The sequence below is a fragment of the Micromonospora sp. NPDC093277 genome (genome assembly GCF_044765245.1).
GTDB lineage: Bacteria > Actinomycetota > Actinomycetes > Mycobacteriales > Micromonosporaceae > Micromonospora.
In genome coordinates, this window is sequence record NZ_JBIWJO010000010.1 from 1 (window position 1) to 15,975 (window position 15,975).

Here is a 15,975-nt window from a genome sequence, read left to right on the forward strand (position 1 = left end):
GTCTCGGGTCGACGTGAACCCGGCCGAGGGGGGGGGGGGGCGGCCCCCCCCCCCCCCCCCCCCGGCGCGGGGGGGGGGGGGGGGGGGGGGGGGGGGGGGGCGGGCGCCCCCCCCCCCCCCCCCCCGCCGCTTCTTGTTTCCCACCCGGTCCGGGTGAGCCGGGCTCACCCCGTCCGGCGGCACCCTCGACTGACCGGGAAACCGCACGGGAGGGGACGCCATGACGACCACCGCCGCCGTCCGTACCGATCCGGAGATCCAGCGGGACGTGCTCGCCGAGCTGGACTGGGACGCGCAGACCCGGCCCACCGACATCGGGGTGACCGTGGTCGACGGCGTGGTGACGCTCACCGGCCAGGTGGACAGCTTCGCCCTTCGCTGGGCGGCCGAGCGCTGCGCGCACCGGGTACGCGGGGTCCGCGCCGTCGCCAGCGACATCGAGGTACGCCTGCCCGTCGCCGAGGAGCGTACGGACGCGGACATCGCGATCGCGGCCAGCCGGGCGCTGGAGTGGGACAGCTTCGTCCCCGCCGAGCGACTGGACGTGACCGTCGCCGACGGTTGGATCATGCTCCGCGGCGAGGTGGAGTACGGGTTCCAGCGGCGTACCGCCGAGCGGGAGCTGCGCCGCCTGCGCGGCGTACGCGGGGTCACCAACCTGGTCGAGGTCCGGCCGCCCGCACCGGGCAGCGACGAGCAGACCCGCCGTGACCTGCAACGGGTCCTGCTGCGGCGGACCGGCACGGAGCGGATCAGGGTGGGGGTCGCCGGGAACACCGTGGTGCTCGACGGTGTGGTCCGCTCGTGGTGGCAGCGGGAGGAGGCGGAACGGGCGGCCTGGGCCACCCCCGGGGTACGCGAGGTACGGGACCGGATCGTGGTGGCCGGCTGAGCCCGTTTGCGCCCGACCAGGCCGGGAAAGCGCCGCCGATCACGCACGCCGGGACCATCGGGGAGGACTCGTGGCCGTGAACCACCAGCCGTCGGACCGCACGCGGGATCGGCCGTTGCGGATCGCAATGGTGGTGCCGCCGTGGCTGTCGGTGCCCCCGCCCGGCTACGGCGGGCTGGAGCAGGTGGTGGCCGGGCTGGTGGACGCCCTGGTCCAGCGGGGCAACCGGGTGACCATCTTCGGCAGCGGCCGGGAACACGGCACCGCCGCGGACTTCGTGTCGACCGGCCCGGAACTCCAGTACGCCCGGCTCGGGGAGTCCCTGCCCGAACTGGCCCACCTGGCGCGGATCAACCACCTGATCGACCCCGCCGACTTCGACGTGATCCACGACCACACCACCATCGGCCCACTGGTCGCCGGCCGCCGGGCGGTACCCACGGTGGCCACCGTGCACGGCAACCCGGTGGGGGAGTACGGCACGGTGCTCAGCGACACCGACCGCGGGGTGGGGCTGGTGGCGATCTCCCACGCCCAGCGCCGGGCGAACCTCGGGCTGCCCTGGGTGGGGACGGTGCACAACGCGATGCCGCTGCGGGACTTCCCGCACAAGTGGTCGCCGGGGCGCGGCCCGGTGCTCTGGCTCGCCCGGTTCAGCCCGGACAAGGGGCCCGACGTGGCGATCCGTGCCTGCCGGGAGGCCGGTCTGCCGCTCACCCTGGCCGGCAAGTGCAACGAGCCGGCCGAGCAGCGCTACTTCGAGCAGGTCGTCGAGCCGCTGTTGGACGACGACGTGACCCTGGTGCTGAACGCCGACCGGGAGGCGACGCTGCGGCTCCTGGTCGACGCCCGCTGCCTGATCATGCCGATCCAGTGGGAGGAGCCGTTCGGCATGGCGATGGTGGAGGCGATGGCGACCGGTACGCCGGTGGTGGCGCTGCGCCGGGGCGCCGTGCCGGAGCTGGTCCGCCCCGGGGTGACCGGACTGGTCTGCGACGACCCCGACGAGTTGCCGGCGGCGCTGCTCGAGTCGTCCCGCCTGGATCCGGCCGACTGCGTGACGCACGTCGCGGAGAACTTCTCCGCGGAGCGGATGGCCGTCGGCTACGAGGCCGTCTACCGCAGCTTCCTCGCCGCCCGCGTGGCCGTGACCGGTCAGCGGGCGCCGGTGCCGGTCACCGCCCGCTGACGGGTCAGGCCTGGGCCGCGGTTAGCTGGGCGGCCGCCTGGTCGAGCCGCTCGGCGTACGTCGGGGTGATGCTCCCCTCGCGTCGTCGTTCGCCGATCTTGGTGCGGAGCCGGTCCACGGCGGTGGTCAGCGCGCCCTCGCCGGTCGCGGCGACGACGTTGTGCAGCAGGTTGCGCAGGTCGACACCGACATCGCGGCGGATCTGGCCGGCCGCCAGCCCCTGCTCGATCAGCCCGTCCATCCGGTTGGCCGCCTCGGTCAGCCCGCCGGTCGGTGGCACCGGCGCGGCGCTGCTGGTCGCCGGGGCCGGTCGGGTCGGGCGGCGCGACGGTTGGGTACGTGCCGGGTGAGGACTCGACGGCCCGGTGGAGGGGATCACCGTCGGCTCGACGGTCGGCAGCCCTCCGGGAGACGGCTGTCGGTCCGGGAGCAGGGTGGGGGTCAGCAGCGCACCGCCGCCGGCCACCACCACGCCCACCACCAGGACCAGGGACCGCGGTCGCCGCCCGCCGTCCCGTCGCCGCCTCCGGCCGGTGACGTCGCCGTCCGGCGCGGCGGGTGAATTGTCGGACGCGGGTCGAGGTGGGGCGGCGGCCGGGCCCGGTGCTGCGGCGGGGTGCGGGGCCGGCCCGGGTGACCCGGGTGCGGCGACCGCCGGCAGGGTCATCGTCGGGGCGAGCATCGTGGCGGCCTGCGGGTCGGCCGGCAGGAGCTGGTCGCGCAGCACGGTGGCCAGCTGGTGTGCGGTCGGCCGCTGCTGCGGCTCGCGGGCCAGGCAGCGCAGGCAGACGTCCGCGACCGCCGGCGGCAACCCGGGTACGCCGTCCAGCGTCGGCGGCCCGGCCTCGGCGAGCGCGGTGCTGAGCTGCTCCCAGGTGTCCGCCCGGTACGGCGGATGGCCGGTCAGCGCCTCGAAGAGCAGCACGCCGAGTGAGTAGACGTCGGTGGCGGGCTGGGCCGGTGCCCCGTCCAGCCGTTCCGGTGCCACGTACGCCGGGGTGCCGAACGTGCCGCCGTCCTCGTCCTCGTCGGGCGCGCCGATCCGGGTGGCGATGCCGAAGTCGAGCACCTTGGCACCGACCTGGGTCATCATCACGTTCGCCGGAGTGACGTCCCGGTGCACGATGCCCAGCCGGTGCGCCGCGGCCAGCGCCTCGGCCACCTGTGCGCCGACCTCCACCGCCTCCCGCCAGGGCAGCGGCCCGGCCGTCAGCCGGTATTCCAGCTCCTCGCCGTTGAGCAGTTCCATCACCACGAAGGCGGTGATGCCGCCGTCCGGCGCCACCGTCTCGCCGTAGTCGTGCACGGCGGTGACGTGCGGGTGCACGAGCTGCGCGGCGGAGCGGGCCTCCTCGCGCACCATGTCGCGGAACCGGGTGTCGGCGGCGAGTGAGGGGGCGAGCACCTTGACCGCCACGATCCGGTCCAGCACCTCGTCCCGGGCCCGCCAGATCACGGACATGCCGCCGGCCCCGATCTGGTCGATGAGCCGGTACCTGCGGGCCAGCAACCGACCGGCGTGCAGTGACGCCTTCACATCGCACCTGCCTGGGCTTGGGAGCGGTATCAGGTTGCGGGAATGTGTCCGGGCTGTCAACGGCTGTCCGGTCCGTTGTCACAAGGCGCATTCCGAGGGCTGCTCCGGGGTGGCGGCGGCGGCCCGGGCCGGTCGGCTCCAGCCGGCCGCCCTACCTGCCGCGTGCCAGGATGAACGGCATGGCAGGCGGTCGGGTGGCATTCGTGCTCGGCGGTGGCGGCGTGCTCGGCGCGGTCGAGGTGGGCATGCTCCGGGCCCTGTTCCGTGCCCGGATCCGGCCCGACATGGTGCTCGGTACGTCGATCGGCGCGGTCAACGGCGCCCTGGTCGCCGCCGACCCGACCGAGGCGGTCACCGACCGGCTGGTCCGGCTCTGGGCCTCCCCCGAGGCGAGCGAGGTGTACGGCGACTCGATCGCCCGGCAGGTGCGCCGGTTCGCCGCCCGTACCCACCTGCACTCGCCCCGGCCACTGCGCCGGCTGCTCGAGAACGAGCTGGGCGAGGAGACCACCTTCGCCGATCTGAAGGTCCCGTTCCGCTGCTGCGCGGCGAACATCGAGCGCGCCGCCGAGCACTGGTTCCACAGCGGGCCGCTGGTGCCGGCGGTGCTCGCCTCCGCCTCGGTGCCCGGGCTGCTCCCGCCGAAGGAGATCGACGGCCAGCACTACATCGACGGCGGGGTGGTGAACTCCATCCCGGTCGGCGAGGCGGTCGACCTCGGCGCGCGGCAGATCTTCGTGCTTCAGGTGGGCCGGATCGAGCGTGCGCTCAGTCCACCCCGCCGGCCCTGGGAGATCGCCCAGGTGGCCTTCGAGATCGCGCGGCGGCACCGGTTCGCCCGGGAGATGGCGGCCCTGCCCGACGGGGTGGAGGTGCACGTGCTGCCCACCGGCGGGCTGGATCCGCGCGACGACAGCCCGTGGGCGTACCGGGACCTGGCGGCGGTGGGGCGCCGGATCAGCCGCGCGTACACCGCCTCCCGCCGCTACCTGGACACCCGGCTGGAACGCTGATGCCGCTGCCGCCCCGGTGGCTACGCCGGTTGTTGCTGGCTCCCGGCGTGGTGCTGCTCGCGGTCGCCGTGGTGACCACGCTGCCGGCCTGGGCGTTGCTGGCGCTGGCCGCCTCGCCGCTGGTGCCGGGGCGGCTGCGCCCGCTGCGGCTGCTCTGGATCGGCACCGTCTACCTGGTGTGGGACGCCGCCGCGCTGCTCGCCCTCTTCGCGCTCTGGCTGGCCGCCGGCTTCGGCGCGCGCAAGCGGTCGCCGGGCTTCCAACGGGCGCACTACCGCCTCGCCGGCTGGTTCCTGCGGGTGCTGTTCTGGCATTCCCGCTGGGCGCTGCGACTGCGCATCGACGTGACCGGCGCCGACCCGGACGTCGCCCTGCCGGACCGCCCCGAGCTGGTCATCTGCCGGCACGCCGGGCCCGGTGACTCGTTCATCCTGATCCACGCCCTGGTGAACTGGTTCCACCGGGAACCGCGGATCGTGCTCAAGGAGAGCCTCCAGTGGGACCCGGCGATCGACGTCCTGCTCAACCGGCTGCCCAACCGGTTCATCGCGCCCGGGCCGGACGGCCGGGAGGCGGCGGTCGCGCAGATCGGCCGCCTTGCCGCGGACCTGGACGACGACGACGCTTTTGTGATCTTTCCCGAGGGCGGCAACTTCACCCCCGGTCGGCGGCTGCGGGCCATCGCCCGGCTGCGCGCGCTCGGACTGGACCGGATGGCGTCCCGCGCGGAGCGGATGCGGCACGTGCTCGCCCCGCAGCCGGGCGGACTGCTGGCCGCCCTGGACGCCGCCCCGCAGGCCGGGGTCGTCTTCGTCGCCCACACCGGACTGGACCGGATGCTCACCGTCACCGACGTGTGGCGGGAACTGCCGATGGACAAGCGGATCGTGATGCGGTTCTGGTCGGTGCCGCCGGAGGAGATTCCCGCCGGGCAGCAGGAACGCATCGAGTGGCTCTTCGACTGGTGGGCGCGGATCGACCGGTGGATCGCGGCGCACCGGGACGGGCCGGCCGGGGGCTGAGCTCTCCCGGGTGGGGACGCGGCGCATTGGCGGGGATCCCACGTATCGTGCGCTTCGTGGAGCAGATCTGCGTGGTGACGACGGTGGTGGACGCCCGGCAGGTCGCGGACGAGCTGGCGGCCGCCGCCGTGGCCGGACGCCTGGCGGCGTGCGCCCAGGTCGGCGGGCAGGTGGACAGCACCTACTGGTGGCAGTCCGCGATCGAGACCACCGTCGAGTGGTCGGTGCGGTTCAAGACCACTTCGGACCGGGTGGCCGCGCTGGTCGACCAGATCCGTGCCACCCACCCGTACGAGGTGCCGGAGATCCTGGTGACCCGGGTGGAGAGCGGCAACCCCGACTACGCGGCCTGGGTGCGCGAACAAACCTCCTAGACCGTCAACCGACGGTGCCGCAGTCCAGCGACCGCGGCGTCCGGTCGGGCGCATGCTGACACTGACGGCTCGCTACTCACAGTGATGCTGTCAGCGGGCACATCGCCGACGAGCGACATGTCGCTGAGACATAAATATGTCTGAGAGACATGACGCTTTCGAGACGTCCATCATCATCCGGACGGCGTTGGCGGAAGCGATTCTTCTCGCAGGTGTGCTGCATGGAAAGCCCGCCCGGGCACTCCTCGCCGACACCATCGCCATCCACCGGCCCACTGGATGTGCGGTGACCTCCGGCTATCAGGGTCTAGGTACCGCTACTCTGTCCGATCTGCCCGCCGATCACGATGATGGCCGGGTGGAGAACACCGGATATCCCTGCCCCGGCTGTGGCGCCCCCGCCGATCTCGTCTCCGGCTGTCCCGGCTGCGGTCGCCCGCCGTACCCGCCGGCCGCCGAGGTGGTCCGGCTGGATCGGGAGATCGTCACGCTGACACCGCAGGTCGAGCAGGCTCGGGTGGCGTACCAGGGGCTGGCGGCCCGGCTCGGCACGGCCCGGCAGCTTCGGGCGGAGCTGGCCGCACGGATCCGGTCGGAGATTCCCGCGCCGCGCCCGGCAGGTTCGGTGCCGCCGCGCCCGGTCGGACCGCAGCCGGTGGCCGGTCCGGTCGGGCCGGCGCCGTCGCGCGGCGCGGTCGGTACGGTGCCGCCGGGTCCGGGTGGGCCGGCGTCGGTGGCCAACCCGCGACCCGGGGGCGCGGAGACCTCGACCCGCGCCGTGCAGGGCCTGCTCTTCGTGCTCGGCGGGCTGCTGCTCGGCACCGCGGCGGTGGTCTTCACCGCGGTCGCCTGGGCCGCGTTCGGGGTCGGCGGCCGGGCGCTGATCCTGCTCGGCCTCACCGCGCTCGCCCTCGCCGGCCCGCTGGTGGCGCGCCGGCGTGGGCTGCGCGGCACCGCCGAGACGTTCGCCGCGGTGGGGCTGCTGTTGGTGCTCCTCGACGGGTACGCCGCCTGGTCGGTGGATCTGTTCGGGGTGGCCGGCTGGCCGGGGAGCCGGTACGCCGCGCTGGTCGGGGGGGCCAGCGCGGCGATCGCCGCCGGGTACGCGCGGCTCAGCCGGCTCACCGTGCCGTGGTTCGCGGCGCTGCTGGTCGCGCAGCCGGTGCTGCCGCTGGCCGTGGTCGCGGCCGAGCCGTCGGCCGCCGGCTGGGCGGTGGTCCTCACCGGCCTGGCGCTGGGCGACCTCGCGGTGGTGGTGGCCCTGCGGAGCCGGCTCGCACCGGCACCCGGGGCCGGCGGGGCATCGGCGGTGTTCGCCGGGTGGGTGCTCGGCTGGATCGGGCACGGCGCCGCGCTCGCCGCCGCGGCCGGCTGCGCGTTGGTGCTGCTCGTGCGCGGCCGGGCGGCCGGCACTCCGCTGCTGGCCGGTGGACCGCTCGTGCTCGTGGCGCTGGCCCTGCTCGCCGGGGCGTTGGCGGCCGGCGGCCGGGTGCACCGGGTGGTTGCCGCCGGACTGCTGGTGCCGGCGCTGGCCACCGCGCTGATCCGGCCGGTCGCGGCGCTGCGCCCCGGGCTGCTGCTGGTGGCGGCCGGGCTGGTCGTGGTCGGGACGGCCGGCGCGGTGCGGTCGCTGCCGCACCGGCTGCGGGTCGGGCCGCGGGTGGGCGCGTTCGTGGTCGTGGCCGGACTGGGTCTGGCCGCCACCACGCTCACCGTGCTCGTCGCCGGCGCCGGTGCGGTCGCCGCCTTCCCGGCCTGGCAGGGCGGGCGGACGTTGCCGACCCCGTCCTGGGGCTGGCAGCTTCCGGTCGCCGTGCTGCTCACCGCCGGGGCGGTGGCGCTGCTGGTGCCCCGGGCGGGCCGGGCGGCGGTCGGGGCGATCGGTGGTGCCCTGGCGGTGCTGGCCGCGCCGGCGGGGGCGAACATCTCGTGGCCGCTGGTGCTGGCGTCCGATCTGGTCGCCGCAACCGCGCTGCTGGCCGGTGCCGTGCTCCGGCCGAGCCGGCGGCACTCGACCGTGCTGGTCTCCGCCCTGGCCGCGGCGGTCCTCTCCGGCCATGCCCTGTTGGTCGGCTGCGCCGCGCCGGCCGGGGCGGGCGCGGCGCTCGCCGTACTCGCCGCCGTCGGCCCGGCCGTGGCGGCGCGGGGCCGCCGGGGCGGGGCCGCGCAGCGGGCCGTCGCCGGCGGGGCGCTGGGCTCGGCGCTGCTCGCCGTACCGGCGGGGGTGGCGGTGGCGCTGCTCGGCTTCGGCGCGCCGTCCTGGTGGCAGCTGCGCGGCGCGGCGGTCGCCGTCGCGGTGCTGGTGGTCGCCGTCCCCACCGTCCGTCGACACTGGCCCGACCTGCACGGGTACGCCTCGACCGGCTTCGCCGTCGCGCTCGCCGCGGTCGGGTCCGCGCCGCTGGTCGTACCCGGCGCCGAACCGGTGGCCCTCTACGCCGCGGCGGGTGTGCTGCTCGCCCTCGCTTCCGGCGGGACGGCCCGTCCCGGCGACGCGCCACGGGTGGTCGGCGCCGGGCTGGCCGGGCTGGCGCTGCTCGCCGCCGCCCCGGCAGCCCTGCGGGTGCTGCTGGAGCTGCCCGTACCGGTCTGGTCCGGGGTGCCGGCCGTGGCGCCGGTGCCGGGCGCGGCCCGGGCCGGGCTGGCGCTGCTGCTGCTCGGCGCCGCCGGCGCGGCGTACGCCCGGGTGGCGACGGCTGCCGATCCCGGCGCGGCGACTCCCCGGACGACGCCGGCACCCGGGCAGGACTGGGGCCGTCGGAGCGGTGGCTGGTGGCTGCCCGCGTTGGTCGCGCTGCCGTTCGGCGCGATCGCCCTGCCGGTGCTGCTGGCGGCGGCCGGCTTGCCCTGGCCGGTGGTGCCCGCGGTGGCGTTCGGGACGGGGCTGTCCGTGCTGCTGGTGGCCGCGCTCGCCGCAGTGCGTCCGCCGCTGCTGCCGGTCGCCCTGCCGCTCGGGCTGGCGCTGGGTGCCGCCGGGCTGGGCGGGCTGCTCGCCACCCGGGCCGGGACGCTCGTCGGGCTGGGCGCGGTGGTCGTCGCGGCGGCCGTGGTCGGTGCGGTCGGGCGGCACGCCGACACCCGGCTCGCCGGCTGGCTGCTGACCCTGACCGCGGCCACCGGCTTCGCGGTGACCGCCGCGTTGGCCGGCGGGCTGCCGCTGCGTACCGCCGCCTTCGCGGTGCTGGTCGTGGCGGTGCCGGCCCTGCACGCCGTGCCGCTGCTGCGCGCCCGGACGGCCGGCGTGGCGGCGCCGTCCCCGGCGGTGGCCGGCACCGCAACGCCCCGGGCCGGCCGGGTCGGTGCGCCGGCCCTGGAGGTCGCGGCGCAGGCGGTAGCCCTGCTGGCGCTGCTGCTCACCGTCGGCGCGCTGCGCCACGCGGCGGCGGTCTGCGCGCTCTGGGGCGCAGCCGTGGCGGTACGCGTGGTGCGACGGGGCGAGCCGCCGGCCCGACGGCGGGTCCTCGCCGGCGTGGCGGGCGGCAGCGAACTACTCGGCGGCTGGCTGCTGCTGGCCGCGGGCGGGGTGACGGTGCTGGAGGCGTACACCGTGCCGGCGGCGGCGCTCGCCCTCGGTGCGGGGCTGGTGGCGCTGCGGACCCGGCCCGGCCTGAACAGCTGGCTGGCGCTCGGGCCGGGGCTCGCCGCGGCGCTGCTGCCCAGCCTGGTGTCGGTGCTGGTGGCACCGGTCCCGCAGCCGGGGCGGCGGCTGGCGCTCGGCCTGGTGGCACTGGGCGCGGTGCTCGGCGGGGCGGTCCGACGCTGGCAGGCGCCCGTCCTGCTGGGCGCGGCCACGCTGGTCCCGCTGGCGTTGCACGAGCTGGCCCGGGGCTGGGACCTGCTGCCCCGCTGGATCTTCCTCGGTCTGGGCGGGCTCGCGCTGATCACGCTGGCCGCCACCTACGAGCGGCGCCGACGCGACCTGGCCCGGCTCCGAACCCTGGTCGGCCGACTGGGGTAGGGGTAACCCCACCCGTGGCTGGGGTGCAGACTGGATTACGCAGCGCAGCCGATCAGGGCATGCTTGGTTACGGAGAGTCGCGCCGCTGGCGTGACAACCGACCGAGGGGACGGGTATCGGCATGACCTCATCGACGCTGGCGGCGCCACGGGGGCGGCGGGGCAGCGACTACGCGCAGCTGTCCCGCCGGGTCGCCGAGGCCGGGCTGTTCGGCCGCCGGCCGGGCTGGTACGCGGTCCGGATCGGGCTCACCCTGGGCGCCTTCCTGGCCGGCTGGGCGGTGGTGGTCGCGGTCGGCGACTCCTGGGTGCAGCTGCTGCTGGCGGCCGGGATGGCGGTGGCCACCACCCAGGTGGCGTTCCTCGGGCACGACGCCGGCCACCGGCAGATGTTCCGCCGGCGCGGCCCGAGCGAACTGGCCGGACTGGTCGCCGGCAACCTCACCGTCGGGCTGAGCTACGGCTGGTGGGTGGACAAGCACAACCGGCACCACGCCAATCCGAACCACGCCGACGAGGACCCGGATGTCGGGGCGGGCGCGCTGGTCTGGACGCACGAGCAGGCGGCGGAGACCCGCGGGCTGGGCCGGTGGATGGCCCGCCGGCAGGCGTTCCTCTTCTTCCCGTTGCTCCTGCTCGAAGGGCTGGCGCTGCATGTGGCGAGCGTGCAGGCGCTGGTCGGCCGGGAGCCGGACGGCCGTTGGCGCACCCCGGTGCGGCACCGCGCGGTCGAGGGCCTGCTGCTGATCGCGCACGCCGCCGGCTATCTCGGCCTGCTGTTCGCGGTGATGTCGCCGGGCAAGGCGCTGCTCTTCATCGCCGTCCACCAGGGGCTCTGGGGCCTCTACATGGGCTGTGCGTTCGCCCCGAACCACAAGGGCATGCCGATGCCGACCGCCGAAGACGACCTGGACTTTCTGCGCAAGCAGGTGCTCACCTCGCGGAACGTACGGGGCGGCCGGTTCGTGGACGTGGCGCTGGGCGCGCTGAACTACCAGATCGAGCACCACCTCTTCCCGAACATGCCCCGGGCCAACCTGCGCCGGGCCCAGCCGATCGTCCAGGCGTACTGCGCCGAGCAGGGCATCCCGTACGCGGAGACCGGGCTGGTCGAGTCGTACCGCCAGGCGCTGGCCCACCTGCACGAGGTCGGGCGCCCGCTGCGGGCCGGGTGACCGCCGGCGGCTCCGGGCCTGCTCAGGCCGTGCCGGGGCCGGGCCGGGGTGCCCGGTAGGGTCGGCGCATGGCAGACGTGCTCACCGCCGAAGTGGTGCGGGACGCGCCGGGTGGGTCGACCCCGACCCGGTGGATCGACGACAGCGCCCGGAGTGCCGCATGAGATTCGAGATCAGCAAGGTGCTCGACGCCATCGAGGGACGGGTCTGCACCGACCCCTCGCTGGCCCGGGCCGTGGTGGACCTGGCCGAGGTGATCCGCTGGCAGGATCTGGACGGCGGGCGGCCGGCCAGCCTGCTGCGGCTCGGCATGGTGATCGACGCCCTGTCCCGGCAGATGGAGGAGGACAGCGTCCCGGTCTACGCGATCGTGCACCGGGCCCTGCTCTCCGACGCCGACCTGACCTCCAACGAACGGATGGTGGTCCGGCGCTGGGCCGACGACGGCCTGGTCGAGGTGCTGGACCACCCCGGCGATCGAATGCTGGAGGTGGCCGATCTGCTCGGGCTGCCGGTGCTCAGCCGGGTCCGCTTCGACGGGCTGAGCGGGCGCTACCCGTGGCTCGGTCAGGCCGGGCGGGTGCTCGCCCCGGTGCCCGGGGCCGGTGGCCCGGTGTTCATCGCGCACCTCGGGGGCGGGCAGAACCCGGCCTCCGGCAACCGGTCGCCGGCCGGCGTGAAGCTGCTGGCCCGGCAGTGGCGTTGCCCCGAGTCCGGCTGCGCGCTCTTCGGCAGCGGCGGGGGCGGCGGCGCCTTCGCCGACCTGGCCCGGGTCGACCGTGCCCCGGCCGGGCAGCCGCCACCCGCCCTGCGTAACGGCGTGCCGACCTGCCCGCGGCACGGCGCCCGGCTGGGCGACGCCGGGCCGCGGCCGCGTACCGAGGTGCTGGCGGTCCGCATCGGCGGACTGGTCCGGCGGCGCTTCGCGCTGACCGAGGCCCAGCCGGTGCTGATCGGTCGGGCACCGGACTCCTCCGGCGGGGTCGTGCTCGGCCAGTGGCTCAACGACGAGGCGCGGCGCTGGATCAGCCGCAGCCACGTCCGGCTCGAACTCAGGGTCGGCGAGGTGATCGTCACCGACACCAGCACCAACGGTTCGGGCGTACGGCCGGGCGGCTCGATGGCCGAACCGGACCGGATCGCCCTGGCCCCGCAGCAGTCCCGGGTGCTGGCCGGCGGCGACATCATCGAGCTCTACCCGGGTGTGCAGGTCGGCCGCGCCGCCGACCTGGCCAGCGACGCGAAGTTCACCCCCAACTCGGTCATGGCCGAGGCCCCCACCATGGCCATGCGGCTGCCGCGTCCCTGACCCCCCTCCCGGGTGCGTCGGTCATGAGGTTGTTGTCGACTGCTCCGGCGGGTCGCGACACCAACTTCATGATCATCTGACGGGGAAGGGCGCCGGAACCTCGACGGTTCCGGCGCCCTTCGGGGTACGGCGGGAGGTCAGGCTTCGAGGACGGCGGCGAGTTGGGCCACCGCGTGGTCGATCTCCTCCTCGGTGATCACCAGCGGCGGGGCGAGCCGGATGGTCGAGCCGTGGGTGTCCTTGGCCAGGACGCCGCGCTCCATCAGCCGCTCGCAGGCCTCCCGGCCGGTCATCAGCGCCGGGTCGATGTCCAGGCCGGCCCAGAGGCCCCGGCCCCGGACGGCGACCAGGCCCTTGCCGATCAGGCCGCGCAGGCCGGCGTGCAGCCGCTCGCCCAGCTCGGCCGAGCGCCGCTGGAACTCGCCGGTGGCGAGCAGCCGGACCACCTCGGTGGCGACGGCGCAGGCCAGCGGGTTGCCGCCGAACGTCGAGCCGTGCTGGCCCGGCTTGAGCACGCCGAGCACGTCGGCGTTCGCGGCCACCGCGGAGACCGGCACGATACCGCCGCCGAGCGCCTTGCCCAGCAGGTACATGTCCGGCACGACACCCTCGTGCTCGCAGGCGAACGTCGCGCCGGTCCGCCCCAGACCCGACTGGATCTCGTCGGCGATGAAGAGCACGTTCCGCTCGGTGCAGACCCGGCGGACGCCAGGCAGGTAGCCCTCCGGCGGCACCACGACGCCCTGCTCGCCCTGGATCGGCTCGAGCAGCACGGCGACGGTGTTCTCGTCGATCGCGGCGGTCAGCGCGTCCAGGTCGCCGTACGGGACCACGGTGAAGCCCGGGGTGTACGGCCCGAAGTCGGCGCGGGCGTCCTCGTCGGTGGAGAAGCTGACGATGGTGGTGGTCCGGCCGTGGAAGTTGCCCTCGGCGACCACGATGTTCGCCTGGCCCGGAGCCACGCCCTTGACCTGGTAGCCCCACTTGCGGGCGACCTTGATGCCGGTCTCCACCGCTTCGGCGCCGGTGTTCATCGGCAGTACCAGGTCCTTGCCGCACAGCTCGGCCAGCTCCCGGCAGAAGTCGGCGAACTGGTCGTGGATGAACGCACGGCTGGTCAGGGTGAGCCGGTCGAGCTGCGCGTGCGCGGCCTCGATCAGCTTCGGGTGCCGGTGGCCGAAGTTCAGCGCCGAGTAGCCGGCCAGGCAGTCCAGGTAGCGGCGACCGTCCACGTCGGTCAGCCAGGAGCCCTCGGCGGACGAGATCACCACGGGCAGCGGGTGGTAGTTGTGCGCGGTGTGACGCTCTGCGTCCTGTACTGCGGCGGGCGTCCGCAGCATGTCGTCGATGATCACTTGACTGCCTTTCCCTGACGGAGTCGCAACGTGCAGCACTTCGGTCCGCCCCCGGCCTTGCGCAGCTCGGAGAGGTCGATCCCGATCGTCTGGTAGCCCCGGTCGCGCAGCTTGGCGGCGAGGTCGGTGGCCTGGGCGGGCAGCACCACGTGTCGCCCGTCGCTGACCGCGTTCAGCCCCAGCACCTCGGCGTCGGCCATGGTGGCGTGGATCGCGTCCGGGAAGAGCCGGCGGAGCACCGCGCGGCTGCCCGGCGAGAACGCCTCCGGCAGGTACGCCACGGTCCGCTCGTCGAGCACGGTGAGCGCGGTGTCCAGGTGGTAGAAGCGCGGGTCCACGAGCTGCATGGTGACCACCGGGTAGCCGAAGACCTCCTGCAGTTGCGCGTGCGAGGCGTGCGCGGTGCGGAACCCGGTGCCGGCGAGCAGGTGGTCGCCGGCCAGCAGGATGTCGCCCTCGCCCTCGTTGACGTGCTTCGGGTCGTACATCTCGAAGCCGGCGGCCTCGAACCAGGCGCGGTAGGCGGGAGCCTCGTCGGCGCGCTGCGGGTCGCGGAACTGCACCGCCATCGCCTTGCCGTCGATCACCGTGCCGCCGTTGGCGGCGAAGACCATGTCCGGCAGGCCGGCGACCGGGTCGATCAGCTCGACCTCGTGGCCCAGGTCGACGTACGTCTGGCGGAGCTGCTCCCACTGCCGGATCGCCAGGTCGGCGTCCACCGGCGCGGTGGGGTCCATCCACGGGTTGATCGCGTAGTCGACGGCGAAGTACGTCGGCCGGCACATCAGCAAGCGCTGGCGGGTGGCGTCCATCGTCATGTCGTGCTCCCAGGGGTCGGGCGCGCCCCGGCCACCGTCGGCCCACGGGCTGGCGCCGTGGTCCAACGGTATGCGGCCCGGGCCGGCGACATCCACCGCGAGAAGTTGCGTACGTCGTCCGATCGTTGCGTCTGAGCCGACAAAATCAACAGATCGTTGCGTCGGGGCGGGACTGCGCGACGCGGGATACGGCAAGTCGCGGTGTCCTGGACACCGGATTACCCCCACCTGCCGTACCTGGAGTGGATCATGCGCACGCCTCGGGGGCGGCGAAACCGCCGCCCCCGAGCGAGAGGATGCCCGGCTGGTGAACCACCAACGTCGATCGGGCGCGCCGGCGACCCGCCGGCGAGCGGGACAGTGCCCGTCAGAATCGGCCGGCAAACTGTGAGTCGAGCCACTCCCGGAACCGGCCGACCCACTCGCCGTCGGTGGTCGGCCAGTCGAACCGGCCGGTCATCGCCACCACGCCGAGGACCACGGCGGCGAGGCCGACCGCGATGCCGATCAGGGCGTCCGTCTTGCCGGCCACGTGCCGGCGGCGGGTCGCGATCAGGCCGAGTACGGCGCCGACCGCGCCGACCGCGCCGAGCCCGATCCCGTAACCGGCGAGTGTGCCGGAGAGCACGAACAGCGCGCCGACCACCGACACGATCAGCCCCAGAGTGGCCAGCAGGCTGGCCCGGGGCTTCGGACCGAGGGCCACCGGGGCGGTCCGCGGGTCGACGTCGGGCTCCTCGGCCGGCCGGTCCGGACGGCCGTCCCGGTCCACGTCGACGGTGCGCTCCTCGGACCGGTCCGGGGCGACCGCGGCACCGGTGCGTGGGGCATCCGTGCCCAACGGCCGGCCGGTGGCCGCCCGCGCGGCGGCGGCTCGCTCCGCCGCGCGCCGCTCCGCCCCGGTCACCGGACGCGCCTCGGTGGTCGGTTCCGCCTCTCCGGCCGGCTCCGCCCTGGTGGCCGGCTCCGCTCTGGTGGCCGGCTCCGCTCTGGTGGCCGGCTCCGCTCTGGTGGCCGGCTCCGCTCTGGTGGCCGGCTCCGCCCTGGCGGCCAGCTCCGCTCTGGTGGCCGGCTTCGTCTCGGTGGTGGTCGCGCCGCTCCGGTACGTCGTCCCCTCCGCGTCACGGTCGGTGGCCACCGGTCGGCTGTCCACCCGCTCCGCGAGGGTGCTGTCGTCGCGGGCTTCGGCGGCACCGTCGTCATCAACATCCGCACTGCGCGCCGGACCGTTCCGGGACTGCGCCGGGGCGTTCCGGCGGGACATCATCTTCACTTCGACACCTCCTGATCAGTGCGCGGAGGCCGCGCATCACGGTCGGGAGGTACCCAGCGCC

Annotated in this window: 12 protein-coding genes; 8 read left to right on the top strand and 4 right to left on the bottom strand. The window is 75.1% G+C overall.

The features are described 5' to 3' along the window. Positions 1–220: 220 nt before the first annotated feature. Together ACIRG9_RS21925 and ACIRG9_RS21930 are read left to right on the top strand one after the other, a co-directional pair. The gene (locus tag ACIRG9_RS21925; RefSeq protein WP_402858792.1) at positions 221–892 is read left to right on the top strand and encodes a BON domain-containing protein; all 672 of its coding nucleotides are present in this window, start codon (positions 221–223) and stop codon (positions 890–892) included. A 127-nt stretch (positions 893–1,019) separates the two neighbouring features. Continuing rightward, positions 1,020–2,081 carry a glycosyltransferase family 4 protein gene (locus ACIRG9_RS21930; RefSeq protein WP_402859424.1) on the top strand — a complete coding sequence of 354 codons (1,062 nt, stop codon included), beginning with the start codon at positions 1,020–1,022 and terminating at the stop codon, positions 2,079–2,081. Between the two features lie 4 nt (positions 2,082–2,085). Here ACIRG9_RS21930 and ACIRG9_RS21935 read toward each other — a convergent pair whose 3' ends face one another. Beyond that, the gene (locus ACIRG9_RS21935; protein ID WP_402858795.1) at positions 2,086–3,618 is read right to left on the bottom strand and encodes a protein kinase; all 1,533 of its coding nucleotides are present in this window, start codon (positions 3,616–3,618) and stop codon (positions 2,086–2,088) included. Positions 3,619–3,797: 179 nt separating this feature from the next. On the opposite strand from ACIRG9_RS21935, the gene ACIRG9_RS21940 reads away from it, so the two are divergent. From ACIRG9_RS21940 to ACIRG9_RS21965, 6 genes are all read left to right on the top strand, one after another. Further along, a complete protein-coding gene (locus tag ACIRG9_RS21940; RefSeq protein ID WP_402858797.1) occupies positions 3,798–4,631 on the top strand; it encodes a patatin-like phospholipase family protein in 834 nt (277 codons plus the stop codon). Beyond that, the gene (locus tag ACIRG9_RS21945) at positions 4,631–5,653 is read left to right on the top strand and encodes a 1-acyl-sn-glycerol-3-phosphate acyltransferase (protein ID WP_402858800.1); all 1,023 of its coding nucleotides are present in this window, start codon (positions 4,631–4,633) and stop codon (positions 5,651–5,653) included. Before ACIRG9_RS21940 ends, ACIRG9_RS21945 begins: the two co-directional genes overlap by 1 nt. A 56-nt stretch (positions 5,654–5,709) precedes the next feature. Then, positions 5,710–6,027, top strand: coding sequence for a divalent-cation tolerance protein CutA (gene cutA / locus ACIRG9_RS21950; RefSeq protein ID WP_402858803.1), 318 nt, complete (start codon positions 5,710–5,712; stop codon positions 6,025–6,027). Positions 6,028–6,385: 358 nt separating this feature from the next. Beyond that, positions 6,386–9,985: an SCO7613 C-terminal domain-containing membrane protein gene (locus ACIRG9_RS21955; protein WP_402858806.1), complete on the top strand. Its 3,600-nt coding sequence runs from the start codon at positions 6,386–6,388 to the stop codon at positions 9,983–9,985. A gap of 121 nt (positions 9,986–10,106) precedes the next feature. Then, entirely contained in the window at positions 10,107–11,159 is a 1,053-nt protein-coding gene (locus ACIRG9_RS21960; RefSeq protein ID WP_402858809.1) for a fatty acid desaturase family protein, read from the top strand. A 160-nt stretch (positions 11,160–11,319) separates the two neighbouring features. Continuing rightward, a complete protein-coding gene (locus tag ACIRG9_RS21965) occupies positions 11,320–12,468 on the top strand; it encodes an FHA domain-containing protein (RefSeq protein ID WP_402858812.1) in 1,149 nt (382 codons plus the stop codon). A 137-nt stretch (positions 12,469–12,605) separates the two neighbouring features. Here the strand turns inward: ACIRG9_RS21965 and rocD are convergent, their stop codons facing one another. The 3 genes from rocD to ACIRG9_RS21980 all read right to left on the bottom strand — a co-directional run bounded on the left by rocD (position 12,606) and on the right by ACIRG9_RS21980 (position 15,908). Further along, a complete protein-coding gene (gene rocD, locus ACIRG9_RS21970; protein WP_402859427.1) occupies positions 12,606–13,820 on the bottom strand; it encodes an ornithine--oxo-acid transaminase in 1,215 nt (404 codons plus the stop codon). Further along, positions 13,820–14,635: a dimethylargininase gene (ddaH, locus tag ACIRG9_RS21975; RefSeq protein WP_402859430.1), complete on the bottom strand. Its 816-nt coding sequence runs from the start codon at positions 14,633–14,635 to the stop codon at positions 13,820–13,822. The genes rocD and ddaH overlap by 1 nt, the downstream gene beginning before the upstream one ends. Before the next feature lie 373 nt (positions 14,636–15,008). Continuing rightward, complete coding sequence (locus tag ACIRG9_RS21980; protein ID WP_402859433.1) at positions 15,009–15,908, bottom strand: thrombospondin; 900 nt, start codon at positions 15,906–15,908, stop codon at positions 15,009–15,011. Positions 15,909–15,975 lie beyond the last annotated feature (67 nt).

Coding starts and splice junctions, on each gene's coding strand:
- ddaH (WP_402859430.1), bottom strand. CDS start 14,635: ATGGACGCCACCCGCCAGCGCTTGCTGATGTGCCGGCCGACGTACTTC.
- ACIRG9_RS21980 (WP_402859433.1), bottom strand. CDS start 15,908: ATGATGTCCCGCCGGAACGCCCCGGCGCAGTCCCGGAACGGTCCGGCG.
- ACIRG9_RS21925 (WP_402858792.1), top strand. CDS start 221: ATGACGACCACCGCCGCCGTCCGTACCGATCCGGAGATCCAGCGGGAC.
- ACIRG9_RS21945 (WP_402858800.1), top strand. CDS start 4,631: ATGCCGCTGCCGCCCCGGTGGCTACGCCGGTTGTTGCTGGCTCCCGGC.
- ACIRG9_RS21930 (WP_402859424.1), top strand. CDS start 1,020: ATGGTGGTGCCGCCGTGGCTGTCGGTGCCCCCGCCCGGCTACGGCGGG.
- ACIRG9_RS21940 (WP_402858797.1), top strand. CDS start 3,798: ATGGCAGGCGGTCGGGTGGCATTCGTGCTCGGCGGTGGCGGCGTGCTC.
- ACIRG9_RS21960 (WP_402858809.1), top strand. CDS start 10,107: ATGACCTCATCGACGCTGGCGGCGCCACGGGGGCGGCGGGGCAGCGAC.
- ACIRG9_RS21965 (WP_402858812.1), top strand. CDS start 11,320: ATGAGATTCGAGATCAGCAAGGTGCTCGACGCCATCGAGGGACGGGTC.